Annotated in this window: 27 protein-coding genes and 1 tRNA gene; 4 read left to right on the top strand and 24 right to left on the bottom strand. The window is 62.8% G+C overall.

Annotated features, from left to right (window positions below):
• Position 1: 1 nt before the first annotated feature.
• Both ACYJ11_RS10365 and ACYJ11_RS10370 read right to left on the bottom strand, forming a co-directional pair.
• The gene (locus ACYJ11_RS10365) at positions 2-280 is read right to left on the bottom strand and encodes a 50S ribosomal protein L44e (protein ID WP_004593654.1); all 279 of its coding nucleotides are present in this window, start codon (positions 278-280) and stop codon (positions 2-4) included.
• A gap of 143 nt (positions 281-423) precedes the next feature.
• Positions 424-687, bottom strand: coding sequence for a hypothetical protein (locus ACYJ11_RS10370; protein ID WP_461647715.1), 264 nt, complete (start codon positions 685-687; stop codon positions 424-426).
• A gap of 185 nt (positions 688-872) precedes the next feature.
• Here ACYJ11_RS10370 and ACYJ11_RS10375 point away from each other — a divergent pair, with 185 nt between their 5' ends.
• Positions 873-1,145 carry an HAH_0734 family protein gene (locus ACYJ11_RS10375; protein ID WP_004593652.1) on the top strand — a complete coding sequence of 91 codons (273 nt, stop codon included), beginning with the start codon at positions 873-875 and terminating at the stop codon, positions 1,143-1,145.
• A gap of 57 nt (positions 1,146-1,202) precedes the next feature.
• On the opposite strand, the gene ACYJ11_RS10380 is transcribed toward ACYJ11_RS10375, so the two are convergent.
• Positions 1,203-3,521 (bottom strand): DUF2298 domain-containing protein, encoded by a 2,319-nt coding sequence (locus ACYJ11_RS10380; RefSeq protein ID WP_461647716.1) that lies wholly within the window; start codon positions 3,519-3,521, stop codon positions 1,203-1,205.
• Between the two features lie 117 nt (positions 3,522-3,638).
• Here ACYJ11_RS10380 and ACYJ11_RS10385 point away from each other — a divergent pair, with 117 nt between their 5' ends.
• The 3 genes from ACYJ11_RS10385 to ACYJ11_RS10395 all read left to right on the top strand — a co-directional run bounded on the left by ACYJ11_RS10385 (position 3,639) and on the right by ACYJ11_RS10395 (position 5,037).
• Positions 3,639-4,406 (top strand): glycosyltransferase, encoded by a 768-nt coding sequence (locus ACYJ11_RS10385; RefSeq protein ID WP_461647717.1) that lies wholly within the window; start codon positions 3,639-3,641, stop codon positions 4,404-4,406.
• Positions 4,406-4,888, top strand: a complete 483-nt coding sequence (locus ACYJ11_RS10390; protein ID WP_170098550.1) for a GtrA family protein — start codon at positions 4,406-4,408, stop codon at positions 4,886-4,888. The genes ACYJ11_RS10385 and ACYJ11_RS10390 overlap by 1 nt, the downstream gene beginning before the upstream one ends.
• Before the next feature lie 74 nt (positions 4,889-4,962).
• Positions 4,963-5,037: transfer RNA gene (locus ACYJ11_RS10395), tRNA-Met, on the top strand.
• 151 nt (positions 5,038-5,188) lie between these two features.
• On the opposite strand, the gene ACYJ11_RS10400 is transcribed toward ACYJ11_RS10395, so the two are convergent.
• The 21 genes from ACYJ11_RS10400 to ACYJ11_RS10500 all read right to left on the bottom strand — a co-directional run bounded on the left by ACYJ11_RS10400 (position 5,189) and on the right by ACYJ11_RS10500 (position 25,061).
• Positions 5,189-5,659 (bottom strand): hypothetical protein, encoded by a 471-nt coding sequence (locus ACYJ11_RS10400; RefSeq protein WP_461647718.1) that lies wholly within the window; start codon positions 5,657-5,659, stop codon positions 5,189-5,191.
• Positions 5,660-5,752: 93 nt separating this feature from the next.
• Complete coding sequence (gene hpt, locus ACYJ11_RS10405; protein WP_004518711.1) at positions 5,753-6,322, bottom strand: hypoxanthine/guanine phosphoribosyltransferase; 570 nt, start codon at positions 6,320-6,322, stop codon at positions 5,753-5,755.
• 44 nt (positions 6,323-6,366) lie between these two features.
• Positions 6,367-8,271: a hypothetical protein gene (locus ACYJ11_RS10410; protein ID WP_005535741.1), complete on the bottom strand. Its 1,905-nt coding sequence runs from the start codon at positions 8,269-8,271 to the stop codon at positions 6,367-6,369.
• Entirely contained in the window at positions 8,268-8,756 is a 489-nt protein-coding gene (locus ACYJ11_RS10415; protein ID WP_461647719.1) for a hypothetical protein, read from the bottom strand. The genes ACYJ11_RS10410 and ACYJ11_RS10415 overlap by 4 nt, the downstream gene beginning before the upstream one ends.
• Positions 8,757-8,911: 155 nt before the next feature.
• Positions 8,912-9,388: a type IV pilin gene (locus ACYJ11_RS10420; RefSeq protein WP_005535738.1), complete on the bottom strand. Its 477-nt coding sequence runs from the start codon at positions 9,386-9,388 to the stop codon at positions 8,912-8,914.
• A 265-nt stretch (positions 9,389-9,653) separates the two neighbouring features.
• A complete protein-coding gene (locus ACYJ11_RS10425) occupies positions 9,654-10,232 on the bottom strand; it encodes a DUF7344 domain-containing protein (RefSeq protein ID WP_461647720.1) in 579 nt (192 codons plus the stop codon).
• A 113-nt stretch (positions 10,233-10,345) separates the two neighbouring features.
• A complete protein-coding gene (locus tag ACYJ11_RS10430) occupies positions 10,346-10,813 on the bottom strand; it encodes a type IV pilin (RefSeq protein WP_005535736.1) in 468 nt (155 codons plus the stop codon).
• A gap of 194 nt (positions 10,814-11,007) precedes the next feature.
• Positions 11,008-12,789: a Na(+)/H(+) antiporter subunit D gene (locus tag ACYJ11_RS10435; protein ID WP_461647721.1), complete on the bottom strand. Its 1,782-nt coding sequence runs from the start codon at positions 12,787-12,789 to the stop codon at positions 11,008-11,010.
• A complete protein-coding gene (locus tag ACYJ11_RS10440; RefSeq protein WP_461647722.1) occupies positions 12,789-14,483 on the bottom strand; it encodes a cation:proton antiporter in 1,695 nt (564 codons plus the stop codon). The genes ACYJ11_RS10435 and ACYJ11_RS10440 overlap by 1 nt, the downstream gene beginning before the upstream one ends.
• A complete protein-coding gene (locus ACYJ11_RS10445) occupies positions 14,480-15,973 on the bottom strand; it encodes a monovalent cation/H+ antiporter subunit D family protein (protein WP_461647723.1) in 1,494 nt (497 codons plus the stop codon). Before ACYJ11_RS10445 ends, ACYJ11_RS10440 begins: the two co-directional genes overlap by 4 nt.
• The gene (locus ACYJ11_RS10450; RefSeq protein ID WP_004963545.1) at positions 15,966-16,322 is read right to left on the bottom strand and encodes a cation:proton antiporter subunit C; all 357 of its coding nucleotides are present in this window, start codon (positions 16,320-16,322) and stop codon (positions 15,966-15,968) included. The genes ACYJ11_RS10445 and ACYJ11_RS10450 overlap by 8 nt, the downstream gene beginning before the upstream one ends.
• The gene (locus tag ACYJ11_RS10455) at positions 16,322-16,795 is read right to left on the bottom strand and encodes a Na(+)/H(+) antiporter subunit B (protein WP_188978123.1); all 474 of its coding nucleotides are present in this window, start codon (positions 16,793-16,795) and stop codon (positions 16,322-16,324) included. Before ACYJ11_RS10455 ends, ACYJ11_RS10450 begins: the two co-directional genes overlap by 1 nt.
• Positions 16,792-17,337 (bottom strand): DUF4040 domain-containing protein, encoded by a 546-nt coding sequence (locus tag ACYJ11_RS10460; RefSeq protein ID WP_461647724.1) that lies wholly within the window; start codon positions 17,335-17,337, stop codon positions 16,792-16,794. Before ACYJ11_RS10460 ends, ACYJ11_RS10455 begins: the two co-directional genes overlap by 4 nt.
• Positions 17,334-17,654 carry a monovalent cation/H(+) antiporter subunit G gene (mnhG, locus tag ACYJ11_RS10465; protein ID WP_461647725.1) on the bottom strand — a complete coding sequence of 107 codons (321 nt, stop codon included), beginning with the start codon at positions 17,652-17,654 and terminating at the stop codon, positions 17,334-17,336. Before mnhG ends, ACYJ11_RS10460 begins: the two co-directional genes overlap by 4 nt.
• Positions 17,651-17,926 carry a cation:proton antiporter gene (locus tag ACYJ11_RS10470; protein WP_005535719.1) on the bottom strand — a complete coding sequence of 92 codons (276 nt, stop codon included), beginning with the start codon at positions 17,924-17,926 and terminating at the stop codon, positions 17,651-17,653. Before ACYJ11_RS10470 ends, mnhG begins: the two co-directional genes overlap by 4 nt.
• Positions 17,919-18,962, bottom strand: a complete 1,044-nt coding sequence (locus ACYJ11_RS10475; RefSeq protein ID WP_461648433.1) for a monovalent cation/H+ antiporter subunit E — start codon at positions 18,960-18,962, stop codon at positions 17,919-17,921. The genes ACYJ11_RS10470 and ACYJ11_RS10475 overlap by 8 nt, the downstream gene beginning before the upstream one ends.
• A gap of 151 nt (positions 18,963-19,113) precedes the next feature.
• Positions 19,114-20,280 (bottom strand): bifunctional phosphopantothenoylcysteine decarboxylase/phosphopantothenate--cysteine ligase CoaBC, encoded by a 1,167-nt coding sequence (coaBC, locus tag ACYJ11_RS10480; protein ID WP_461647726.1) that lies wholly within the window; start codon positions 20,278-20,280, stop codon positions 19,114-19,116.
• A 50-nt stretch (positions 20,281-20,330) separates the two neighbouring features.
• Complete coding sequence (locus ACYJ11_RS10485; RefSeq protein ID WP_461647727.1) at positions 20,331-21,896, bottom strand: DUF7519 family protein; 1,566 nt, start codon at positions 21,894-21,896, stop codon at positions 20,331-20,333.
• On the bottom strand, positions 21,893-23,206 hold the full coding sequence (locus ACYJ11_RS10490) for a DUF58 domain-containing protein (RefSeq protein WP_461647728.1): 1,314 nt from the start codon (positions 23,204-23,206) through the stop codon (positions 21,893-21,895). The genes ACYJ11_RS10485 and ACYJ11_RS10490 overlap by 4 nt, the downstream gene beginning before the upstream one ends.
• On the bottom strand, positions 23,203-23,949 hold the full coding sequence (locus ACYJ11_RS10495) for a DUF7269 family protein (RefSeq protein WP_461647729.1): 747 nt from the start codon (positions 23,947-23,949) through the stop codon (positions 23,203-23,205). Before ACYJ11_RS10495 ends, ACYJ11_RS10490 begins: the two co-directional genes overlap by 4 nt.
• Positions 23,949-25,061, bottom strand: a complete 1,113-nt coding sequence (locus ACYJ11_RS10500; RefSeq protein ID WP_461647730.1) for a DUF4129 domain-containing protein — start codon at positions 25,059-25,061, stop codon at positions 23,949-23,951. The genes ACYJ11_RS10495 and ACYJ11_RS10500 overlap by 1 nt, the downstream gene beginning before the upstream one ends.
• Positions 25,062-25,099: the final 38 nt, after the last annotated feature.

Genomic DNA, 25,099 nt, shown 5'->3' on the forward strand with positions numbered 1-25,099 from the left:
GTTACTCCTGGAACTCCAGTCGGCCGGCGCGCCATCCTTCGCGGAGGTGGGCCTTCCCACACTCGCCACAGCGGTACTTGAGGTCCGTCTTCTTGGTGGGCTTGTCGCCACCTGGGACCTTCGAGAACTTCCCGTCGTTCCCGATACCGGAGTTGCGTTCGCGCTGGCGGTCGATCCACTTCATGCCCGTCTGGCGGCCACTACGGACTTTCTCGACCTCGTGTTCCTGGTGCTCGTTACAGTGCGGACAGTACGTATTGAATCGTCGTGGCATCTGCATAGATATCGGCCTTACCGAGCGATTTGACGTGGCCGCTTAAAACCCGTTTGGTTCGCACCTGCTGTGTGCCCCACAGTACCGCCCCTGCCGCGTGACTAACCACCAACCATATTCAGTCCGTCCCCACCCCGCCACAGTGCCGGCTACTGGAACCGGGCTGACGGTCCACTAGATTCGATTCGGACTGCGCCGAACACACCAGACTCCGAACCCGAGAGCAGTTCGAGATTCACCGCTTCACCAGCAGAGAATGACTCCAGTTTCGTCGCCAGTTCGCTGTCGATGTAGTCAACGACTTCGTAGGTCTCGTCGGCTTCGACGTCTCGGAGCTCCATCCGTCCGTCGTCGTCCATCGGGCTGACGACGACTGAGGCCCGCTCGCACGACCGCTGCTGTTGTTTCAACATACATGACTGTCGCTATTCCGGATATATAAATCTCGGCTATCAGGCTGTTAAGCATCTAGACACGATCGGTAAGAATATAAGGACATTCTAGTTACAGGTAATTCCTCGATGCTCTCTGTCGGTTACTGTGCTGTGTCGCATTCGCCTTCGAAGTCACTAAGTACGCTGTTGGCAAAGGAACGGGCATGAAGAAGCTCATTATCCACGGCGACCCGGGGCTGCGAAAGGGCGGCCGCATCGAGTACGAGGACGAGGAGTACGAGGTGTTCTCGGTCTCGCGGCAGGGTGACTGGCACGGTCCGGACCGGCCACAGCTCTGGTGTACTATCGGCTCAGAAGACGAGGAAGAGACGTTCAAGAGACAGGAGTACATCCCGATGCATCTGGACACGGACGATATCGAGGCCGAAGCCGTCACCGTCCTCCGTGAGCGCGCGCCGCCGAACGCCGAGTCCTGAACGGCCCGTATCGCTTCCCGCAAAACCGACGTTCGCCCGGAGTACCGCGCCCCTTTTTTAGAAGTACTCCGGCCGGACCTGATAGATCGTGACGCCGCCGGCTCGTTTCGCGACGGTGACGCCCTGTAGCTGGTCGACAGTCACCTCGCCGTAGCGGGCTCGTTCGGCCGGGCCGACGTAGACGTAGCGCACGTCGTACGCTTCGAGCAGACGGCGCTGTTCGGATGCATCGCCGGTGTAAATCGTCTCCACGTCGTCGACGCGGCGGTCGTACACCGTGTCGTTGCGGTACTGGGCCTCGTGGGTCCAGCCTGCAACGGTCGGCAGTCCGGTCAGACTTGACGGCGCGCTCGCGCCCTTGCCCTCGCTGGCGTCCCATTCGTAGTCCGCGGGGGCGGCCGTGACGATGGTCGGCCGTCCGGTCGTCGTCTCGCCGAGCCACCGGATCGCCTCGGCTTCCTCGGGATGGTCGTCGTCAAGGTACGCTAGCCCGTCCAGCGTGGGCTCGCCCGCGGCGTCGACGTGGTTCGAGAGCGCGAACACGCCGTACAGGGATGCTGAACAGACCAGCAAGGCGACGAACGCACGGACACCCACGCTCGTCCACGCTCGTCCCCGCTCGCCGCTCGGCCGCCAGCGGGTGAGCAGCCACGCCAGCACGGGGCCGGCGGCGACCCCCCAGAGCACCCACACCTGCATATACGTCTTGAAGACGGTGTTCATCCGCCCGATGTTCTCCCTGACGAAGACGAATTCGACGAGGAAAACGAGGCCTGCGCCGGCGAGAATCAGCACGGCCTCGAAGCCGACGGGCCGGTCGCCACCGTCAGCGAGCGCCGGGACCGCATCGACGGTGCGGTCAAGCGTCGGCGAGCGCGCGAACAGCCACGCGCCCAGCAGGAGCGGAACGAGCAGGCCGATCGCCGCGATGTCAAGTGTCGCTGCCAGTGCCGCCGTACCCACAGTCACAAGGCCGACAATGCGGGCTGTACTCCGCCCGACGGCACGGCCAGTCTGTGCATACAGGTACAGCCAGAACGGGGCGATGAACAGGCCGTGAACGGCCAGCAGCTCAATCAGCGAGGTCCGGTCGGGGAGAACCGCTATCTCGCGGCCGCTCGCCGGGCCGAGCCAGAACGGGAGCGACCAGAGCAGTCCCAACGCGAGGATGCCGCTGGCGACGACCAGCCCCATCCCGATTCGGACCCCCTCCTGACCCGGTCCGTTCAGTCGGAGCCGCTGTCCAGCTGTTTTCGGTAGGAGCGTCGTCGGGTCTGCCGGTGCGACGGTGACAGTCAGCAGCGCCAGCCCGCCCATCGATGGGAACGACCACGTGTTCGTCACGGCCATGATGCCCGCGACGGCCGGGAGCGCGCCGAAAAGCAGTGCGAGCCGCCGTCGACGCTCGGCGGCCGGTGTCTGATAGTAGCTGAAACAGAGCGCGGCGGCAAGCAACAGGAAGCCCGTGCTCATCATATGGGCGTGCATGTCGCCGTTGAGCCAGGAGAACAGCGGGAATTCGTCGATGACCAGCGCAGCACCGGGCTCGTACGTGCCGAAATCAGCTGCCGTGTCCTCGATGACGCGGCTCGCGTCCCAGTAGCTGAACGAATCCGGCCCCGCTGCAAGCCCCTTCAGTTCGTAACCCGCCCGCTCGGCAACGCTCTGGCTCAGCCCGCCCGGCAAAAGCCAGACGACGAACTTTGCGGGTGTCGATAGGTTGCTGGCAAACCCAATACAGAACACAGTGAGCCCGGCGGCCAGCCGCCGCGGGAGGCCGCGCTCGCTCGCGACAGCGCCCGCCAGTCCGTACGCCGCCGTGACCAGCGTCGCATAAAAGCCTGCCAGTGCGAGATTGTACGCGAACTGTCCGGCGGTGCCCGTTATTCTGGTGAGAATCGCCGCAATGAGATGCCCACCGTAGTAGTACGCGACCGGCTCGCCGGCGAACCACATGTCCTCCAGTGGGAGGCTGTCAGCCCGTACGAGCGACTGCAACAGTCCGAAATCGAGGAACTTCTCGCCGCCGATTGGGACAATTGCTGGGTCGAGTGCCCGGATACCGACGACGAACAGGAACGCGACTGTGAACACGCCGGCCGTCTCGGCGTACGCTTTCAGATCCGGTGCGCTGTCGACCCGCCACATAGCTACCGTAGCCGTTGCGAGCACGGCGACACCGAGCCAGATGCCGAGCGCCAGCGAGAGGCGACCGACGAAATAGGTGACCAGCCACAGTATCGAGACGGCGACCGGGACGCCGAAGGCGAGTCCGCGGTCGGCAAAGCGTGGGAACAGCAGTCCGGCGACGGTCCCGCCAGCGTACAGTAACAGGAGGTAGAGGACGAGCCAGGTGGCGAGGAGCCCGTATTCCATCAGTGAAGGGGCCGGTTCGCTGGCGTATACGCTTTTTCGTTGCTCCCGCGATTATCGACTGACTAGGGACCGGTAGCTTCGAACTGTTTTTACTTCCGCCTGTCCGACTACTCGGCAATGTCGCGTTCCGTCGGGGTTGTCCTTCCAGCCTACCGTCCCGACATGGATCAGCTCGGGACCTATATCGCCGCCATCGACGATGCCCTCACCCCGCAGACAATTGTTGTCGAGCTCGATGCACCCCGGGACGGTGTCCCTGTACAGCTCCGCTCGCTCCCAGTCGAAGTCCACACCGTGCCCTACCGTCGCGGCAAGGGTGCAGCGATCACCGCTGGGTTCGAACGGTTGGAGACCGACGTGCTGGCGTTTGTCGATGCCGATGGGTCGACACCGGTCCGCTCGCTCGAACGGATACTGGACCCGGTCACCGACGGCCAAACGGACCTCGCTGTGGGCTCCCGTCGTCACCCGGACGCGACGGTTGCCACCCATCAGACGTTCGCTCGGCGGTTCCTCGGCGACGGCTTCGCGTGGCTCGCAGGCCAGCTGCTCGACGCGCGGCTGTATGACTACCAGTGCGGTGCGAAAGCCATCGACGCGGCCGCCTGGAACCGGGTCCGTGACCACCTGTACGAGCCTGGCTTCGCGTGGGACGTCGAACTGATCGCTATCACCGCGGCGATGGACTTGCGTATTGAGGAAATCCCCATCGAGTGGGAGGACAAGCCCGGCTCGACGGTGTCGCCGATACGAACGTCGATGGACCTGCTCGAGGCGCTGCTGACGGCTCGCCACCGATCGAAGCAACTGCGCGATGATCGCCTTCATACGGCTCTGGCTGAACACCTCGACGAACCAACCGCCCTTATCGAGAAGGACCGATGATGGACATCGAACAGCAGGTTCGACGCATCGTTCCCGACCGGTTCGAGTCACTTGTGTCGGGCGTCCGGTTCGGCCAGTTCGTCTCTGTCGGCGTTGTCGGCGCGATCAGCGACAATACGGTGCTCGCTGTGCTTGGCCTCGCTTTCGGCGTCAGCGATATGTGGGCCAAAGCCGCCGGCGTCGAAACGGCGATTCTCGTGATGTTTCTGGTCAACGAACACTGGACGTTCTCCGGTCAGGGTGCCACCGGCCGCCGTTCGTTCGCCAAGCGACTCGGGAAATCACACCTCGTCCGGTCCGGCGGCGTCGCGGTCCAGCTTGCTATCTACTGGCTGCTCACGCAGTGGCTGACGATTGAACTCGTTGTCGCCGGAACTGATCTGTGGTTCATTGCCGCGAGCCCACTCGCCATTGGCGTTGCGATGCTGGTCAACTACGTCGCCGAGAGTATCTTCACCTGGCAGGTCCATGCGGACGAGTGAGCATAGCGCGTTACTAACTCACGGACGGCACTCGAATCACAACCCTTAATGAGGGGACCGAACTACGAGATAGTAGCGGGATGGGATAGCCAGGAGATTCCGGCGGGCTCATAACCCGCAGATCGGTAGTTCAAATCTACCTCCCGCTATATTCTATTGCTCACAAATTCGGGAGTGACTGGAGTAGTCCAGTATATTTGAAGAAGGTCACGAGCGATCGAAGAGAGCGACGTGAACGTGCTTCAAATCTACCTTCTGGGACATTTCTCGCGCTGTAGACTGCTTTCAGCCTGTTCACCGCTATTGCTCATTGCTGTGGAGGTACCCTTCTCTGGCCGCCGTCAGTATCCGGTATAGTGTGGCAACCAGCGCAACAACGAGCAACACGCCAAGGACCTGTGCAGGCGTGTTTTGCGTCTCGAATGCCCATGGGAGCGACAGCGCTACAAACCGAACGGAGACGATGAGTCCGGCGAGGGTCGTAACGGCGACCAACAGATACCGGGCAACGCGCTGCAATGGGTCGCCGCGGTCCATCGTCTCGAGCCCGTATCGCTGTACCATCGCTCCTTCCAGTGCCAGCCAGAGCGCCAGCAGTGCGGCCACACCGAATCCGACGGTTCCGAGCGGGTCCGGAAGCGTGAGCCCCGTTAGTCCGGCGACAATTTTGCTCGCGCCGACGAGCAACCCGAGCGTCAGCGGCCCAAGTAGTACAAGCGAACTGAACACGGCGGCGAAATCCCCTGCAAGGGATCGAATGGAGGGAGACACAGCAGCTAGTGTCGATTCAATCTTTTGTAAGCCTACTGGTAACTGCTGGCGGCCCGCTTTCGAATTGCTACGGAAACCGTATAAACAACCGCTCTAATCGTCGCCGTGCTCGTCGACGATGGTGACCTCGCCGTCGATGACCTGAACGTTGATCAGCGTCTTGGCGTCGTACCCCGCTTCGTCGAGCTTGTTCGTCCCGTCGGCTTTCTTGATGACACAGACGATGTCGCGGATGTCCGCGCCGATGTCTTCGAGCGCGCCTGTGAGTCCGGCCAGCGTCCCGCCGGTCGAGAGCACGTCGTCGAGGACGAGCACTTGGTCGCCCTCGTACACGTCGTTGACGTACATCTCGCTCTCGGAGTAGCCGGTCACTTGGGACAGCGACACTTCCCCGTCAAGCCCGTACTGGCGTTTGCGGACGACGACGAGCGGGATGTCGGTCATCAGCGAGACGGCTGTGGAAATGTGGATCCCCATCGCCGCCGGTGTGACGATCTTGTCGACGTCGTCGAGCTCTGCCTTCCGGATGATCTTGATGACGATTTCGCGCAGAAGTTCCGGTCGAAGCATCGGGACCCCGTCACTGATGGGGTGAACGAAGTAGTGATAGCCTTCCTTCTCGATAATTGGTGCTTCGAGTAGGGACTTCTTGAGTCGGTCCATGCTGGCGGTACTACAAGCCCGTACTAAAATTCTCCGTCACCGACTCAGTAGAGCGTCAGCAACTCACCGAGTGCTCGCATCATGGGCAGGAGGTGTGCATCACCCAGTGCGTAGTACTCGACGGTCGTCAGCAGTAGAAACACAGCCGCCACGCCCGTTGCAGCACCGAGAAGCACTGTACCGATCTGCCCGGCTCGGCCTTTGGAGCGCCCACTCAGTGCCCAGATGCCGAGTGGAACAGCGCTCCCAAGCGCGAGCAGCGCGTGCAACTGGAACGCTTCGCCGATGCCGTTTACTGTCACCGCGACGAGCACCACGGTCACTTGCCCGCCGATCAACACTGTCCCCGCAACTGTCCAGAGGAACAGGCGCCAGTGATCCGTGAGGCTCTTGCGTACCGCCGGGAGCCGCACGAACAGATACACGCCGAGCGGATAGAGCGGAAACAGATACCGGGCAGTCACCTGTGCGTGCAGTGGCAAGCGGCTGTTGTACAGCAGGACAACGCCGACGAAAGTCGTTATGGCGAACGCGTCCACGACGCGGTCGGCGTTGAGTGTCCGGTCAGCCATCGACGATGGCAACCGTAATCGTCGGATGATTGGGAGTGCACCGACCATGCCGACGAGAACCGGCGCGGATTCGAGCAGTGAGAGATTGACGGATTCTTCACCGGCGTTATTGAGCGCACCGCTCGCGCTTCCCGACCGCACGAACGCGTGATATACGTCATTTGGTTGCTGCTGGAGTGTTTTGAATCCCGCAACGAGTTCGCCGCCAAGCAGCAGCAGTGGCTGCATTCCGCTCTTGATGGTCCCGAGCAGAGGTGCCAGCGACGTGAGCACTCCTCCGGACGCGCCACCACCGCCACTACCGCCACTACCCCCGGCACTGCTCGCAGCATTGCTACCGAGGGAGCCGCCGCCGGAAACCAGTCTCGGCGGTTTAATCGGGGAGCCGGAGATGGCGAGATTAGTGATAATGAACGGCAGCAGGGAGAGGGCGAAGACGACGCCGATACGAGCGAGCGTCCGTGGGCTGTTGTTCGGAGCCGTCGGGATATCGACGAGTGCCAGGGCGACACAGAGCAGGAGTGCTTCCGGAGCGTGTACCCACGCGTACAATCCCACCAGCGCGTAGGCGAGTGCCCTGAAGGTCGTCCGGTGCGTGACAACTGCCCCGTCTGCTGGCTTGCGGCTCCGATAGAGGCAGTACGCGACGCAGACGACCACCGTCCCGGTGACAGCGTGGCGCTTTGGCACCGTCGCCCAGAAAGCCAGCGGTGTCCCAGCTGTGAGCACAATAGCGCTCAGGAGTCCTAGCCGACGTGTGTGCACCCGACTGAGGAGCCGATAGAGAACCACCGGGGTAAACGCCGCAATGAGGAGATGCGTCAGCTGCAGCGCGTACAGATGGGTTCGGCCGGCGTCGAGTGGCTGTGCCAGTGTCACATTCAGCCCGAACAGCCCTAGGACTGCGACGGCACCGCCATAGAGGACCCAGTCGCCGTCGGTGTAGTAACCGCACTCCACCACCAGCGCTAACAGCGCCAACGACCAGAGCGCGACCAGTGCAATGCGGAGTTCGACAACGGCGGTGAGCAGGTCAAGCACGAACACGAGCGGCAGCGAGAGGACAATGACACCGTAGTTGCGCGCGTACCACTGGCCGCCATACCTGCTCGCCCCCGGCGTCTCTAACCCGGGACCGTAGGCAGCCTCGGTCATGGCCAGCTGTCCGTTCGAAAGGCTGTACAACCCATTTGCCAGCGTGTAGGAATCGTTGAGAACGAACGCCATCCGCCACAGCAACCCGAACAGCACGACTGTCGCGAGAAACACGGTCAGGCCGAGCCGGTCGCCAAACAACACCGCGTACACCGTCTCACGGGTGTTCGACAGTACGGGCGTCCGACGTCGGAGACGCCCGACGAACTCCGTCGCTGTCATTCGACCACCGATATCGTGACGTTGCGCGTCGCCACCACGCCGTGGCCTGACCCGTCGCGCTTGCTTACCGTCACTGTCCCGTTGTACTGCTTGCGCTCTATCTCCCCGTCAGTGAACGTATCGGACGCTAGCGTCAGGTCGTATGTGTCTCCGGTCGAGTCGTCTAGAAAGTGATTCGTCGTCCGCGTGTAGCCCAGTTCCTCGATTGTAAGTTCGTAGACGAGCGTCGGCCGCCCGGTACGATTCGCGAACTGTACGCGGACCGGCGGTGTATCGAGGTAGTAGCTCGCCGCGCCGTAGGACCCCTTCTCAAGCGTTACGTCCTCCGACAGTTCGACTGCGGACACTGTGACATTGCCCGTTTCGAGTGCAACCGGCTCTGGTTCCGTTGCCAGTGTCACGCCGGGGAACAGCGGGCCAGAAAGCAGTGTGACGCCGAGTATGATGGCGATAACACTGGTGGTAACGGCCCGCGTTCTTTCCATTGTTACCAGTCAGTATATATCTGGTAATAAAAGTGTCGTGGCAACTTCTCGTGTTTGATTCTGCAACATACAAAAATAGCGGAAAAGATAAATACTTCAACATAATGACGCTTCCGCTCACTGCATAAAAACGAAAAAAAAAAAATGAACTCCGCTTATGCTTCCGGTCCAGTGTCCTGAGCGAGCGTTGCAGAGGTATCGCCTTCGATTGGCTCGTACACGACCCGGATGTCGTATTCACCATTCGGAGCTGAAGCACTTGAGGTACTACTGTCAATTGTGATACTGTTGCCAGCAGTCACATCATTTGTGCCCGCTACGCTTGAGCCTGCCACAGCTGCCCAAGTTTCATCGATACCGTCACCGGAATTGGATGTAGTTGATCCCCGGACGTGGAGTTCATTTGCTTGGATAGAGTCTCCACCGTCATGCGTAATATCGAGTGTATTCGCTGACTCACTGTATTCGAAACTGAAGCTAGCCTGGGGCGTTGCTTGCTGTGCCTGGTCCCCGAGACCGAGCACAAAGGAGGCGATTACTGCGGCCAGAATGACCGTGATTGCGACCATCAGGATGACCCCGATGACCGGCGACACTGCATCGTCGTCGTGGATGAGTTGTTTGATATCCATGGTTTGTTCGACGCACACCGCGAGTGTGACCCGAGTAGGAACCCCCTATAGGTCGAAGGACTTCCTTACCGGCTCGCGGGGTGTGCTGACTCAACCACATGGGATGTGCCCACTTATACTCACAGCACGTTTTAGACGTTCAATGTCGCCTTGAAAGCCTTCAAGGCTGGCTGTACCGCCGGAATTCGATATGGCGGTATTTGGATAGTTCAACGGTAAACGAGACAAACGAAACAGCGCAAGGCCGTGAAACAAATTGTGAACTTCAGTCGTCGGAGCCGGCTTCCTGCGCCACATACTCAGTCAGTGTCATCTCACGACCGGCGTAGGTATGATAGCCCGCGGAGACGCTGAGTACAACTGCGATAAGCGTGGCCCAGACCAGCGGCGGAATTGCCGTGAAGGGATAGACGCCGACCCAGAGGATCGTCACGATTGCCAGGCTGACCGCACCGAGCGAGAGGTAGTACTCACGCCAGGGGAACTCGCTTCCCGGCACGATTTCGAGATAGATAGTGAGTTCCTCTGTGTGTGCAGTCTTGGCAATCGTCCCGTTTTCGTCGTCGTAGTCGATGATACCCGTCTCATGCATCCGCGGGAGATGAGACTGTTGTAACGTGGTGTAGACGCGCTTCCGTTGTGCACTTGTGACTGCAGTGTTCGGGCAGTCGTATTCCTGTGCCGCAACGTGTGACGCGAGGTCACCGAGCGGTACTGGTCCGTCGTGTTCCCGTAGATACTGCAGCGTGTACCGACGCCGTTCGTTCTGCAGAACGTCGAATATCTCGCCTTTTGAGAGGTCATCGTCCGTAGTGGAGTCCGACCGTTCTACCTGCTTACTCATATTATATTCTCCAATCCCCACCACCCATCGCAGGGAATACAGCAGATATCAGGGTGTTCATCAGTTATAAACTCACGGATTTTACCGTCGGAAAAAACAAGACGTATGCGATTTTACGCGTCTGGTCCGGATGCAGTCGCGAGCGTTGCGGAAGTGTCACCATTGGCCGACTGGAAGACAACGTTTAACGTAAAGCTGCCCCCGTCAACTCCGACATCTACGGAGTTGCCAGCGACAACCTTACTGTTGCTTCCGGTGGCTTCAGAATTCGGCCACACTGGATCTGATGCGACGATATCTCCATCACCGAGATTAAGATCAGACCCTCTGAAGTAGAGATTGCTCGCCTTAATCGAGTCGCCACCATCATGGGTGACCGCCACCTGTCCAGTTGCTCCTGCGGTGCTATCATAGTCTGTGCTAAAGCTAGCCTGCGGAGCCGTGTTACTGACCTGATCGCCCAGTCCGAGGACGAATGTTGCGATAACGGCTGCGAGGATGACCGTGATTGCGACCATCAGGATGACCCCGATGACCGGCGACACAGCATCGTCGTCGTTGAAGAATCGTTTGAGTTCCATTGTTGTGTCCGCACGCATCAACAGGTCCCCCTGTTATGCCGTGCTTATCGAATCGTGGCTATGGAGATATATAAGTCTGCACCTGTATTATCAGAGCCTGTAATCACCCTATTTGTTAACAGCTATTCTGGGGCGCTTGAAACCAGATCTAGCCGACCTGGTCCGCGATTATCACAGAAGATGTTTTTAGAACATCATGAAAGGGCCAGCAGTGCTATCGTAACGAAGACCGCGAGGATGAGGATGCTGAGTCCGATGCCGGCCCGCATCGGATGTACGAGGGTGTCGTCGTCGCGGAGCCGCGCAATCACGTCGTTCGGGGACGTCACCGTCCGCGTGACGATGCTCGTGGCCTGAACCACTGCGCGGTCGACGGCGGCGTACAGTTCGGTCACACCGACAACGAGCCCGCGGAAGCCATAGAAGACAGCGGGGTTGTACACCGAATCGATGTCGGGAACGCGGCCGAGCTTCGAGAGGGGCTTCTTCGTTACCGCGAAGCCGATCAGTCCGAGGACGGCGAGGACGACTCCCTCGATGAGGTGGGGGATGGTGTAGGTCTTGTAGACGTGGTGGACGACAGCCTCGCTCGTAACGTCGAACGGAAGGATGGCGAACAGCGCCGTGTCGTACACACCGTAGATGACACAGAGCGCGGCTACGGACACCATTGCCACGCTCTGCAGACGGTTCGCGTCCGGCACACTGCTGTCGTACTCGCCGTGGAAGAACGCGTAGTAGCCGAACTTGATGAACGACATGAACGTGCCGACCCCGCCCAGCAGCAGTAGCCACTCGAGCGTATAGAACTCACCCAGCGGGAGCGGCCCCTTACCGAAGGTATAGTGGCTCCCGGAGATGATGATTCCCTTACTCACGAACCCGTTGAAGCCGGGGAAACCGGCGATAGACAGCGCTGCGATGGAGAATGCCCCCGCCGTGATCGGCATCTCCCGCCAGAGACCGCCGAGTTTCTTCAGGCTCTCCGTCCCAGTCCGGTAGATGACGACACCGGCGGTCATGAACAGCAGGCCCTTGTAGAGGATGTGGTTGAACACGTGGGCGAACGCGCCAGCCTGTGAGAGGGCGCTCCCGATACCGACGCCGGCGACCATGTACCCGACCTGGGACTGAATGTGATAGGAGAGGAGCCGCCGCATATCATTCTGGAACAGCGCGAACAGCGCGCCGAAGACTGCCATCCCGCCGCCCATGTACGCGATGGCCTCGTGGCCGTTGGGGAATGCGCGGTACATCCCGTAGACGCCGGTCTTGGTCGTGAACACGCAGAGGAAGACGCTGGCGGCGATGTGTGGGCGTGGATAGGTGTCTGGCAGCCACGCGTGCAGGCCGATGAAGCCGACGTTGACGCCGATACCGATAGCGGCCAGGGCGGCGGCCAGTCCGGACGTGATGCCGGCCGTCTCCGGACCGCCCGGCACTGACGCGAACAGGAACGTCTCCACCTCGACGTAGTGCCGGAGGATGGCGGCCATCAACAGCGTACCGCCCAGCCCGTGCAGCAGGGCATACCGGAAGCCGGCCCGAACCGCCTTGCCGCCGTAGTGCCACACCAGCAGCGTGCTGGTGACGGCCATCAGCTCCCAGAAGAAGATGAGCGTCAGCCAGTCACCGGCGAACACAGCCCCGAAGCTGGTCGCAACGTACGAGAGAGCGTATCCGGTCTGTGTCGTGTCGGCCTCGCTGGCGTAGGAATAGAGCACGGCGACCGCGGCGATGAGCCCGAAGATGATGCCCATCAGCCGTGAGAACGGATCGACGTTCAGTAGCACAGCGTCGAACCCGAGGAACTGGGTCTGGAGATGCGCGCCTTCGGGAACCATAACGGCCCACAGCACCGCCAGCGCGGGCACGAGTACACCGACGGCATGTCCGGCGCGCCGTGGGAGCTGAGACACAACGATTGCCACCGCCAGCAGTACGACGACTGGCGGAACCGCTGTCAGCATCGACATTAGGCCACCACCCCCGGCAGATTACTGACGATAGTATCGACGATTCGCAGGAAGACAGCTGTGTACGGCACTGTTCCCAGCAGGAGCGACAGCGTAGCCGCGGTGAGTATCGGCCCGAGCATGAACCACGTGCTTTCGCCGCCGCGCCAGCCGCGGTCGTCCCAGCCTCCTGCGGGCGGGCCGCCATGGTGTTCGTGCTCCTCGTGGTGTTTGCCGAGGTGGTCGACGTGCTGTGGGTCCGGAACATCGCCCTCGCTGGGATGGTCGTCGGTATCGTCTGAATCGTGGCCCTCACCGCCGTCGGCTCGAACCTCGTCTCGCCCACCGAACGGTCCCCCGATGAGTGGCTTCTCGTCGTGGCTCTCCGGCGATTCGAAGTACGCCTGATAGACGATGGGCCAGAAGTATGCAATGTTGAGGACGCCGGAGACCAGCAACGCGCCGGCGAAGACGAGACCGCCGCTTTCGAGGTTCAGCGCCCCGATAACGAGATACCACTTACTGACGAAACCAGCGACTAGCGGAATCCCGGCCATCCCAGCCGCGGCGACGGCGAAGGCGGCCATCGTCAGCGGCATCCGTTTCCCGATGCCGGCCATGTCGCTGATATCGTCGGTGTGAGTTTCGACGTGGATCGCGCCGGCACAGAAGAACAGGGTGAGTTTCATGAACGCGTGGGCGGGGATGTGGAGCAGACCGCCGGTTAGAGCGTTCTCTTTGAGCAGTGCTAGCCCGAGCACGATATAGGAGAGTTGGCTTATCGTCGAATACGCCAGCCGCCGCTTGAGGTTGTCCTGTCTGAGCGCAATGATACTCGCGGTCAGCAGAGTGAAGGCCGCAATCGCGGCCAGTGGAAGGGCGACGCCGAGTTCCTTCATCGTTACAGGGCCGTACACGTCGAGGACGACTCTTGCGATGCCGAACACGCCGCTTTTGACCACTGCGACGGCGTGCAGCAGGCCCGATACCGGCGTCGGAGCGACCATGGCATCCGGAAGCCAGGAGTGCATCGGCATCAGCGCGGCCTTGACGCCGAAGCCGGCAGCAAGCAGGGCGAACGCTGCTCGTGCCAGCGCCGGGTCGGCCGTCGCGAGTTCTTCGATGCCGCCGGGGGTAAACGCGGTCGTCCCAGCGAGGACGAACACCAGAACGGTGCCACCTAGCACGGCAACCCCACCGCCGAAGGTGTACGCGAGGTACTTCCGGCCGGCTGCGCGGGCCTCATCGGTCTCGTCGTGGGTAACGAGCGGATACGTCGACACTGTCAGCAGTTCGTAACAGACGAACAGCGTCAGCAAGTTCGACGCGAAGGCGACGCCGACAGCCGACGCGAGGCTGGCGGCGAAGGAGGCGAAATAGCGCGTCTGTGCGTGTTCGTCCAGACCGCGCATGTAGCCGATGCTGTAGAAACTGGTGACGATCCACAGCAGGCTCGCAAGCAGGCCAAACAGCAGCCCGAGTGGGTCGACGTTGAACGCCAGTTCGATCCCGGTGGCGAACTGCCCGAGAACGAATTCGTATTGTGTCCCTGCTAGGACGCCGGGGACCATGCTCGCGATGATAGCGAACTTTGCGAACGCGACAGTCAGGGTCACCCCCTCCCGCACGTTCGGGCGGCGCTTGAGCGAGAGAATCACGGGGATGGCCACTGTGGAGACGAGGATTGCCAGGATTGGGCGTAGCGACTCAGTCATTGGTTTAGAAGGGGTGGAAGCGTGTCCTCAAGCATTGCTTGTAACTCCGGTACGGCTGCGGTCAGCGCGACCGCGAGCGCGGCTGCGATGACGACGACGGCGATCATCCCGAACGAGACCGCCTGTCCGCTCCCGTCTGTTACGGGAGCTTCGTCAGGCTTCGAGTGGATGGTCGCCTCGGCGAAGTAGAGCCGCTCGACGAGGCGGGCGAAGTACGCGAGCGTCAGCAGCGTACTCGCGAGCAACACGGCCACGACGGGCCAGTTCTCGGCGTTGACCGCGCCAAGCACGATGTACCACTTGCCGACGAAGCCGACCGCCGGTGGAACGCCGACCATCGCCAGCGAGAGTACGGCGAAGGCAAACGCCGAAACCGGGACGCGACTCCCCATCCCGGCGTAGCCGTTCACCGTCGTCGCGCCGGTCTTGCGCTCGATGACCCCCGTCGCGGCGAACAGCCCGCCTTTCATCACTGCGTGGCCGAGCAGGTGGACGGTCGCGCCGACGACGGCCAGCGGGGTTGCGATAGCGAATCCGGCGACGACGAGGCCGAACTGTGATACCGAGGAGTACGCGAGCATCCGCTGGACGCTGTCTTGCGAGACGGCGAGCGCACTTCCCGCGACGATACTCACGCACGCCAGACCGACCAGCGCCCAGCGCGCGACAGGCACAGCGGTCAGGAACTCCACCGTGAACACGGAAAACAGCAGCCGAGCGAGCGCGTACGCCGAGACCGTCGAGACGAGCGCAGAAATGAACGCGCTCACCGTATCCGGTGCGTTCGCGTAGGCGTCGGGCTGCCAGGTGTGCAAGGGGAACAGAGCGACTTTCACCGTCAGCCCGCCGACCATCAGCCCGAACGCGGTCAGGACGAGCGTCGAGTCGTAGGCCGCCATCTCCCCAAGCTTGGTCGCCAGGTCGGCCATGTTGAGCGTCCCTGTCGCCGCGAGCAGGTAGCCCACGCCGAGCAGATACAACGAGGCCCCGACAGTCCCGATGATGAGGTACTTCAGTGCCGCGACGGCAGCGCTGGCGTCCCGACCACTGGCCACGAGGCCGTATGCCGCGAGCCCCGTGATTTCGAGGAACACGTAGAGGTTGAACACGTCGCCGGTGACTGTCATGCCGGTCAGACCGGCGACCAACAGCAGATACAGGCCGTAGAAGGGGCCTGAGTGTGGGCCGGCCTTCCGGGCGTACGCGAGCACGCCGAGAGAGATGACGGCGACGAGCAGCGCGACCGCGGCGGAGAGCCCGTCGACGACGAGTTCGATGCCGTACGGGGCGGCGAAACCACCGACCGCGTAGGAAACGGTCCCGCTCGAACTGACGGTCCACGCGAGCAGTCCGGCCAGGCCGGTCTGGCCCACGAGGGTCAGCGTCGCGACTGGCCACCCTGCCCGGTCGCTCACTAGACTGGCGGCCAGCGGTATCGCGCCGCCGACGATCGGCAGGACGACCAACAATACGGGGAGTTGTTCAATCATAGTAGAGCTGTTTGAGTTTGTCTTCGTCCAGCGTGCCGTACTCGGTGTAGATGCGGATGATAAGTGCCAGCGCCACGGCGGTCAGGCTCACCCCGACGACGATAGCGGTCAGGATGAGGACGTGTGGCAGCGGGCTGACGTAGGGGCCCCCGCCCTCCTTGATGATCGGCGGGTTCCCGCCAGTCCGGAACGCGAGCGTGATGAAAAACAGGAAGATGCCCGTCTGGAAGATATTCATCCCGATGACTTTCTTTACGAGGTTCCGGGACTCGATGAGCATATACAGGCCAATACCCAGCAGGAGCATCACCGCGAAGTAGTTGTAGTGTGAGTTCAGCAGTTCAAACATTAGCTCTCATCCTCCGGTGCGTCGACAGCGTGGCCGAACCCTGCCGCGAGCAGGAAAAAGAGGCCAATGGCAACGCTGGCGACAATGCCACCGATGCCGAGTTCGACAAGCTCGATGCCGTAGGCAGTCGCGTGTGAGAGGAACTGTTCGTACAAGTGATATTCGAGGAAGTTCCCGCCTAGGAGAATCGTTCCCAGGCCGATTGTCGCGAACGTGAGCACCCCGCCGGACGCGAGCGTGGCGACAACACGGACATCGAGCCACTCGCGCGCGGCGTCAATCCCGTAGGCGAAGGCAAGCATCATGACGACCGACCCCGCGATGACCCCGCCCTGGAATCCACCGCCCGGAGAGTCTGCCCCGTGGAACATCACAAACAGGGCGAAGGTGAGGACGAACGGCGCGACGACGCGGACCGTCGTCATGATGATGGTGCTCTCGACGTAGAGTCCGGTTCGCTCGTCGCTACTCATGCGAACACCTCCTGCCTGAGGACGGTCAGTGCTGCGACCCCGGCCGAGAACACCACGACCGCCTCACCCAGCGTATCGAACCCACGGTAGGCCGCGAGCACGGCTGTCACCGCGTTCTTGACCTCCGTGTCCGCGTACGCGTTGTCGATGTAGTGTTGCGTTATCTCGCCGCTAACAACGGGGTTTGCCGCGCCATCCGCCCCAATCGCGGGCAGCGACGGAACCGTCGCAACCATGACGACGACGAACGCGCCGACCAGCACGACGGTCCGGACGCTGAGCGACTCGAACAGGCCGTTTTCCTGTGGGCGAACGGTGTTTGCCAGCGCCAGGATGAACAGGATCGTCATGATGCCGGCCCCGACAGCCGCCTCGGTCAGCCCCACGTCAGGGGCTTCGAGCATCACCCAGATGATGGAGATGCCGAGGCTGTAGGCGGCAAACGCCATCAGTGACGCCAGCACGTCACGGAGTACGGCCGCGCCGATAGCACAGCCCAGCACGAACACCAGCAACAGTCCCTCGATGAGCGAGAGCGTCATGACTCGCCCTCCTCATCGCCGGCAGTCCACGGCTCGATACCCTGGTCCTGTGCCGCCCGGGCGATGGCGTGAGCGGCGGTTGGGTTCGTCAGGAACATGAACGTCAGCAGGAAGACGGCTTTGATTGTCGCGAGGTCGGTCTGAATCGCGAGTGCAGCGGCAGCGATACCGAGAACGGCTCCCAGCGTATCGCTTTTCGACGCTGCGTGAGCGCGCGTATACACGTCAGGAAGTCGGACAATGCCGATTGAGGCGACGCCAGCGAAGAACGCACCGACCAGTGCGAGTGCGACAATGGCCCACTCCGCTGGTGTCATAGCACACCCCCGTGCTCGACGTTGAACTTCGAGAACGCTATCGAGAGCAGGAAGTTCAGCAGAGCGTACACGAGCGCGATGTCCAGGAACAGCGGCTTATCGAGCGCGCCGGAGACGAGCGCGATAGCGATGACAGTGTTTGTCCCCATCACGTTGACCGCGATGACCCTGTCGTGGTCCGTCGGCCCGGCGAACACGCGGTACAGCGACACGATAGCGAACAGGACGAACGCGCTAGCGATTGCCAGCAGCGCCGCTTCGAACTCAATCATCGTCAGCCACCTCCGCATCGCCGATGTCACTCTCGATTGTGCCGTCGTCGTCTCCCTGCCCCCGTTCGCGTGGCGAAGGGATCGCCGCGGCCTCCCGGCCGTAGAAGACGAACCGGACGGCCCGTTCGAGGCCACCGTCGAACAGGTCTTCGCGCGCACTACCAGTGAGTGAATGGATATCGAACGCCCGCTCGGAGACGCTGACGGTGAGCGTCCCGGGCGTCAGCGTGATGCTGTTTGCCAGCGTCGTCACCGCTCCGTCACCCCAGATGGCGGCCTCCAGTTCGACCATCTTCGGGTCGATTGGCAGCGACGGGTGCAAGACGACGTAGGCGATTTCGAGGTTGGCGATGGCGATTTCCTTGAGCAGATACGGGACGTACATCGCGAACCGAGCGACCTGTCTCGGAATCCGAGTCAGAGACGGCTGGCGACTGAACGCGATCGGTGCAAGCAACGCCGTGACGATCGTCGCGGTTATCGCGCCAGTGAGGAAATCAAGCGGTTTGTACGAGCTCAACAGCAAATAAAACAGATACGACGCTCCGAAAATGGCGAGATATTTCGGAAGCGTCGCGGCGCGAGCGAGCGCGGTCGACCGTGCCGGTCGTTCGACGGGTGCGGTCTCGACCTCGATATCGCCCCGGACGAGTTCGACTTCGAGCGGCCGAAGCATCGGCGTCGTGCCGCCCGGATTGAACTCCGGATCGAGGACGACCCGTTCGATGCTGTGTTCGTCGGCGTAGGCCAGAATCGCGTCAGCGTAATCACCGGGGCTGAACAGGTAGCGGTCGGCACCGATAACGCCCAACTCGATGTCGAGGTTCGACGGCGGGTCAGCACCCAGATCTTCGTCAAGCCAGACTTCGATACGGTCGAGCAGGTCCTTGGCCTGGCCGAGTTCCGTCTGCGCGTCGGGGTCGACGGCGCGCGTGCTTGCGACGGCGACGAGGTGCAACGACACCTGTTGCTGTCCCTCTCTGGCCGCCGATTCGGCCTGTTCAATGGCGTAGGCAACGGTGTTACGGACCGTCACCGAATCGGCTACTGGCACGAGCAGGCGACGGGGTGGTAGTACAGTCACAGTCTCTGTTTAGAAACTCCAAATAGCGGTTCGTCGGGCAGTACTATCGTTATCGGACCGGAGCAACGGAACACGCAAAACTATTTCGTAATCGGTTACGCGGTCAGCCACGACTGGACAGATGGTCACCGAGTTCGTCGGCGACACGAGCGCCCAGCCCTTCCTTTTCCCCGGCGTACTCTGTGGCCGTGTCCGCGTCGACGAGCAGGGCGCGCGTCTCGTCGGCCCCCATCACGCTCGCGTCGTTGGCGACCACGAAAGCCAGCCCGGCCCGCTCGCGGATCTCGCGGGCACGTTCGACTAACGTCTCGTCGTCGCCCGCTGTTTCGACCTTGAACCCGACGATAGGGAGGTCGGGGTGGTCTGACCGAACGGTGTCGATGAGCTTCGGCGTCGGCTGTAGCGTCAGTGTCAGCTCCGCCTGCCCGCTCTTGATCTTCTCAGGTGCTTGTTCGACGGTGTAATCCGAGATGGCGGCTGCCGAGACCAGCGCATCGGCCGAGTCGGCGACCTGACGGACGGCTTCAGTCATCTCCGTGGCAGATTCGACCGGCTCGACGGTCGCGTAGGGAACCTCCGGCCCGTCGTGAACGAGTGTCACGTCGGCCCCGCGGGCGTAGCAGGCCCGCGCGACTGCCCGGCCGGTCCGTCCCGAGGAGCGATTCGAGAGCGTCCGCACGGGGTCGACCGATTCCGTCGTCGCACCTGCAGTCACGACGACGTGCTCGCCTGCAAGCGGTCGGTCCCCCGCGGCCCGGGCGGTCGCTGTGACGATGGCCTCCTCGGTCGCGATCTTGGCTTTCCCCTCCTCGATTCGCGGGTCCACGAACTCGACACCCCAAGACTCGACGCGGTCGATCGCGTCCAGCACGCCGGGGTGGTCGTACATCGGCTCGTGCATCGCCGGGGCGACGACGACCGGCACGTCAGCGCCGAGGGCGGTCGTCACGCACGTCGTTACTGGCGTATCGTCGATTGCTGCGGCGACCTTGCCGACGGTGTTTGCCGTCGCTGGCGCGAGCAAGAGCACGTCGCCCCAGCCCGAGCGCCCGCAGAGGTCGACGTGCTCGACACTGCCCGTGATTTCGGTAATCACCTCGTTGTCCGTCGCGAACTCAAGCGCCCACGGGTGGATGATACCTGTCGCGCTGTCGGTCATCACAGCCCGGACGGACGCCCCCTGTCGTCGGAGTTCGTGTGCGAGCTCCACCGTCTTGACGGCCGCGATAGACCCAGACACCCCCAGAACGACGTTGACTCCGGTCAACATACCTGCCGGTTCGCGGCGCGGGGGTAAAAGCCCCTGTCTCCCCGGCGGAACTAGTCGCTGTCATTGGCGGGCCGCTCGCTCCGCTTGCCGCTCCTGTCACTGCTGGTACGTGGCCCGCCGTCGTGTGCGTTCAGTGCGAGGGTGAACGCGGCTATCGCCAGCAGAACCAGCCCGAGCGCGACCACTGAACTGAGCGAGAGCCCGGTCGCCGTGGCTGGAACCGCGACCGGGATGAGGACGTATCGAACGAGCAACACGAGGAGAATAGCCCCGGCGAGGACGGCCGCGGTTCCGGTGACGTGGACGAACTCGCTGTCCGTCGTTTCGGCGTCACGTCCCAGTTGTTGCCCGATGCTGCTCGCGTGCGCACCGGCGTCCCAGACCAGCAGCGCCGCCGCACTCCCAACGAGGACGAGTATCGGTGCGAGTCCGCGCTCCGCTCCGAGCAGCGTCATGAAGAACAGGAGCCCGCTCCCGGCCGCGAATCCCGCCACACGTCTGGACAGCAACTCCGCCCCGACTAGCTCGGAAAGCAGCGTGACGAGTCCGCGGAGGACGACGATCGAAATGAGGACGCCGAGAAGCAACACAGTAGCCGAGCCATAGTGACCGGCCCCGGCATACGTGGGCGCTACTTGCCGGGTCACGCCAGCGACTGTGAGGATTAGCGCGCCCAGCAGCAGTCCCACAGGAGCTATGATACTGCCGGTCTGCCGCGCCAGCGACCGTCCGGGGTCGTCCCCCAGCCACTGTCGCAGCCACTGCCGGAGCCGTTCGACGATGAGGACACTCAATAACGGCACGAGTCCGGCCGCAAGGAGGAGCTGGAGTGGGGCACTGAGGGCAACCCGCAGGGCCGGCCCGAGCACTGGGAGGGAGCCGAGGAAGCTGTCGAACAAACCCTGTGCTGTCGGGACAAACGCCACGAGCAACTGCAGGCCCACGGCGGCTTTGACGTAGCGGTCGATGTCCCACCAGCGTGTCCCCAGCCAGTCCAGCCGCCCGAGCGCCCGGTCGGTCGTCGCTGTGGGTTCCGGAATCCACGACTCCAGCGTCTTCGTGGTTTTGTCCAGCAACAACAGGGCGAGAAGGACTCCGGCCTGTAGCGTCACGAAACCCACCAGCGGATGGACCGAGAAGCCGGCGACGACACGGACGAGCACCCAGGGCAGCCTGACGGCAGCGGCGACGGCACAGACGATTGTGACGCCGATGCCGACTGCCAGTACCACGAAACTCTCGTCGAGCATTGCCGTGAGTTCGTCCGTCGCGTCGGTCGGCGGCACCAGTCCGCTACTCGCGTCGATGACGACGAGTGTAGCGGCCAGCGGGAACCCGAGCGCCATGACAAGCGACCAGTAGTCAGTCGCCAGCAGCGCGGTTCCACAGAACACGCCCGCACCGATGACGATGGCGACGCTACCGCCGGCGATGCGGTCGTGGGCATCGCTGCGGAGCGCCCAGGCCCCAGCTGCGATACAGAGCCCGCCGACGAAGCCGGCCAGCACTGGCATCGGGTCCACGACAGCGACAGCGAGAACGAGCGAGGCGAGCACCGCCACCGTTCCGGCCAGCGCCGCGCTCGATGTCGCCGGTCGACTGTCGAGGTCCGTCATGCCCACCGCTCCGTGGCGCGAATGAGGGCTTTCGCGAGCGGTTCCGCGGGCGTCCAGTCGACGACTCGGACCGTCCCTCGAAGGCTGTCGAGGCGAGCTGTTCGGTCGATTCGCTCGACGGTACTGCCCGGACTGTCATCGGTTGTCATATCCGGACTGATGACTGTGACAGCGTGTCCGTACGCGGCGAGCCGTTTCGCCGCATCTACCGCCCGGTCGTCGAGCAAGGGCGTGCAGAACACGACCTGTGACTCGCTCGGTATCGAGCGGTCGAGCGTCGCCACCGCGTCGCCGCCGTCGGCGATGCCGTACCGGTCTCCCATCTCAGTCGGCGACTGCATTCGCCGGGTTCGGGTGTTAAGGTCGAGTAGCGATGAATCACGGTTCTCCGACGACCCACTCACAACCCCTTCCAGAAACGCCTCCAATCGCTGTTCCTGTGCTCGATTAGCCGACGGCTGCAGCGTCTCGCAACTGTCGTAGACTGCAGCACCCACGCGGTTGTCCATGTCCAGCAGCGCCGAGCCGACCTGCTGGGCCGCGTAGGTACAGAGCTGGACCGCTGTGGGCGCGTTTGCCTCGCCCGCAACGGAATGTCTCGAATCCACCAGCGTGGTGACGGTGGCCGCTCGTGTCTCCTTGAACTCGACAGTCGCTAGCTCGTTCGTCTTCGCGAGGCGGTTCCAGTCGACGCGACTCATCGGGTCCGAAGACTGGTGTTCACGGATGGCGTAGAAGGCAAGCCCGTTCCCGCCGGCGTCTGTCGGGATACGCCCGGACTGGGAGAGCGTCTGGCCCGAGAGCGGGACCGTGTCCACACTGGCACTGCACGACAGCGTCGTCTCGACGGTGACCTGCTCGGCGAACTCGACGGTCCCGGTCAGGTTCCGGCAGACCACTGCCACGTCGGTGAATGCGTGGTCACCGCGCCGGGATTCGACGGTGTAGGTAACCGAATCCGACGTTCCGGCTTCGAGGTGGGTACCAAAGCGTGGGGAGCCCTCGACCACTTCCAGCCGTTCCGGGACGCCGTCGAGGACGCGAACGTCGGGCAGGGTCGCGTCCCCGTCGTTCGTGAGCGTCAGCGTCACTGTCACCTCCGAGCCGGGGAGCGGGTCGGCCGGTTCGACGTGGCGCTCGACCGTGAGCGTCGGCTCGGGGTCGCCGATGGCCGCCTGATAGGCCGCATACACCAGCGCCACCGCCGCGACCATGAACACCGTCGGGTTTCCGGTGACGATGCCGGCCCCGCCAGCCACCAGTGCGGCCGAGACGCCGACGTTGCGCTGGGTCGTCTCGCGCGTGCTCACGCGCGGTCACCCCGTTGAAGCCGTCGTATCTCGGCCGTCGCCGCCTCGACCTTCCGGTCGAACCCCTCGCCGCTGGCCCAGTCCCGGAGCTGCATCTCGATTGGCGGGTCGGGCGCGTCCGGGCCACCGAGGAAGGCAACCGCTCGGCGGTCGTCCGTCCACGACCCAGTGCGGACTTCTCGGGCTGCTGCCTCTGTCGACATATCCGCCGTTTCGACAAGCATCTGTCGCGCGGCCTCACGGAGCCTGTTCCTGATTTCCGACGCATAGCTCGCTTCGAGGCCGTTGTAAGGGTCGACCTGCCCATCGATTTTTATGAGCAACTCGTCGATGTCATCGCCAACCAGCTCGCCGGATTCCGACGGTATCGCTTCCGGCTCCAGTAGCTCATCGAGCAGTTCCGACGACTCGTCGCTTTCGTCGGCATGATACGGGTCACGCGGCTGTCTCCCTTTTATCGGCGGCAGCGTCGAATCCTCTGTCCGGACAACGGTGTACAGGCCGAAAAGGCCGATTACGACAGCACCGATGCTTGCCCCGAGTTGGAGCCGTCTGGCCGTTCCGCTACCAACGTCCGGAAGCACCGAGGGGAAGGTGACGACGAACACCGCCCCGGCAAGCGCGGCGAGTCCCAACAGGGTGTACCGGACGAATCTGCGCCCCGGTGTCGGCCGTTCGACACTGACGTCGATGGTCGCCCGAGCAGTTTCCCCCTGCCCATTCCGAGACTCCGCGTCGCTCATCAATCCTCACCCCTTCCAAGCAGCCTTTTGAGGGCGGTCCGAGCCGATTCCGTCCGGTCGCCAGTCGCCGACTGCCCGCCGTATTCGACCTCCCGAAAGAGGGTTGTTAGCCGGCGGACGGGCTCGGCTGGCAGCCCGCTGTCGATAGCCCGGCGAGCGTACTCTCCGGGCGTCGCTGTCTCGGGATCTGATACAGACACACGGTCAGCCAGCAGCGCCCAGGCCTCCTGCACCGACAGTGAATCAATGTCCGGCCCGTCGTCCGCCTCTGCCGTCGATTCGGCGGCCGCTGGCTGGCTGGACTCTGCGTCAGACGAGCCAAACAGCGATGGACTGTCGACGCCACTCCGAACTGAGGCGAGGAAGCCACCGGCCCCACCGAAGCCGCTGAGGGCTTTGAACGGCGCGACTGAGAGCGACCCGAGCGCACTCGGCAGGCCGGCGGCTCCCCGGAGAGACATCGTGCCGACCGACCCGATTCCAGTTGTCAATCCAGTCAGGATACCGCCGGAGACGGCACTGATACCGGCTCCGACCCGTGACAGGGCTGCCGAAGCCGAGAGCAACGCGGTGGTCGTTACCTCCGGAATCCGACCGACAGTCCGCCCAACTGTGCCGTCTGACACTGCCGAGACGACTGTCCCGATCAGTGAATCCAGAATCGGGTGCAGGAGAAGTCCGGCGTCTACCGACCCATCACCTCCCGCGTTCGATGCAGCCCGAATGACTCCGATTGCGACGACGCCGAACCCACCGATCAGCGCCAGCCCGAACAGTTTCACCAGCACAGGGGACCCACTGTCTTCGCTCCCGCCGGCTGCCGGCGTTTCTGTCGCCGTCTCCGTCGGTGTTGGCGTCGCTGTCGCCGCTTGCTCATCGCTCGTCGACCGCGGCGTCGTCTCCGCCCTATCGCTCGTCGCTACCGGTGTCGGCTCACCGTCGACATCGTCAGGCGCTGTTCCGTCGGGTGTGGTCGGCCCGCTTGCTTGGCTGTCGAGGGGGCCGCTCGATTCGAACTCGACGCCGAGTGCGCCGGGAAACAGCGCCGTGCCGAACAGGACAGCGACCGCACAGAGGAGGGCGAGGGCGGCACGTACCAGCTTTGTTGACACTACGGGAGCGTTTCCGGCGGCAGAGTAAATACTTTCCC

The organism is Haloarcula sp. H-GB5, assembly GCF_054850705.1.

Bases quoted from the DNA above. Each gene is read 5' to 3' on its own strand.
- ACYJ11_RS10365 (WP_004593654.1), bottom strand. From the start codon at position 280: ATGCAGATGCCACGACGATTCAATACGTACTGTCCGCACTGTAACGAG.
- ACYJ11_RS10370 (WP_461647715.1), bottom strand. From the start codon at position 687: ATGTTGAAACAACAGCAGCGGTCGTGCGAGCGGGCCTCAGTCGTCGTC.
- ACYJ11_RS10375 (WP_004593652.1), top strand. From the start codon at position 873: ATGAAGAAGCTCATTATCCACGGCGACCCGGGGCTGCGAAAGGGCGGC.
- ACYJ11_RS10380 (WP_461647716.1), bottom strand. From the start codon at position 3,521: ATGGAATACGGGCTCCTCGCCACCTGGCTCGTCCTCTACCTCCTGTTA.
- ACYJ11_RS10385 (WP_461647717.1), top strand. From the start codon at position 3,639: ATGTCGCGTTCCGTCGGGGTTGTCCTTCCAGCCTACCGTCCCGACATG.
- ACYJ11_RS10390 (WP_170098550.1), top strand. From the start codon at position 4,406: ATGGACATCGAACAGCAGGTTCGACGCATCGTTCCCGACCGGTTCGAG.
- hpt (WP_004518711.1), bottom strand. From the start codon at position 6,322: ATGGACCGACTCAAGAAGTCCCTACTCGAAGCACCAATTATCGAGAAG.
- ACYJ11_RS10410 (WP_005535741.1), bottom strand. From the start codon at position 8,271: ATGACAGCGACGGAGTTCGTCGGGCGTCTCCGACGTCGGACGCCCGTA.
- ACYJ11_RS10415 (WP_461647719.1), bottom strand. From the start codon at position 8,756: ATGGAAAGAACGCGGGCCGTTACCACCAGTGTTATCGCCATCATACTC.
- ACYJ11_RS10420 (WP_005535738.1), bottom strand. From the start codon at position 9,388: ATGGATATCAAACAACTCATCCACGACGACGATGCAGTGTCGCCGGTC.
- ACYJ11_RS10425 (WP_461647720.1), bottom strand. From the start codon at position 10,232: ATGAGTAAGCAGGTAGAACGGTCGGACTCCACTACGGACGATGACCTC.
- ACYJ11_RS10430 (WP_005535736.1), bottom strand. From the start codon at position 10,813: ATGGAACTCAAACGATTCTTCAACGACGACGATGCTGTGTCGCCGGTC.
- ACYJ11_RS10435 (WP_461647721.1), bottom strand. From the start codon at position 12,789: ATGTCGATGCTGACAGCGGTTCCGCCAGTCGTCGTACTGCTGGCGGTG.
- ACYJ11_RS10440 (WP_461647722.1), bottom strand. From the start codon at position 14,483: ATGACTGAGTCGCTACGCCCAATCCTGGCAATCCTCGTCTCCACAGTG.
- ACYJ11_RS10445 (WP_461647723.1), bottom strand. From the start codon at position 15,973: ATGATTGAACAACTCCCCGTATTGTTGGTCGTCCTGCCGATCGTCGGC.
- ACYJ11_RS10450 (WP_004963545.1), bottom strand. From the start codon at position 16,322: ATGTTTGAACTGCTGAACTCACACTACAACTACTTCGCGGTGATGCTC.
- ACYJ11_RS10455 (WP_188978123.1), bottom strand. From the start codon at position 16,795: ATGAGTAGCGACGAGCGAACCGGACTCTACGTCGAGAGCACCATCATC.
- ACYJ11_RS10460 (WP_461647724.1), bottom strand. From the start codon at position 17,337: ATGACGCTCTCGCTCATCGAGGGACTGTTGCTGGTGTTCGTGCTGGGC.
- mnhG (WP_461647725.1), bottom strand. From the start codon at position 17,654: ATGACACCAGCGGAGTGGGCCATTGTCGCACTCGCACTGGTCGGTGCG.
- ACYJ11_RS10470 (WP_005535719.1), bottom strand. From the start codon at position 17,926: ATGATTGAGTTCGAAGCGGCGCTGCTGGCAATCGCTAGCGCGTTCGTC.
- coaBC (WP_461647726.1), bottom strand. From the start codon at position 20,280: ATGTTGACCGGAGTCAACGTCGTTCTGGGGGTGTCTGGGTCTATCGCG.
- ACYJ11_RS10485 (WP_461647727.1), bottom strand. From the start codon at position 21,896: ATGACGGACCTCGACAGTCGACCGGCGACATCGAGCGCGGCGCTGGCC.
- ACYJ11_RS10495 (WP_461647729.1), bottom strand. From the start codon at position 23,949: ATGAGCGACGCGGAGTCTCGGAATGGGCAGGGGGAAACTGCTCGGGCG.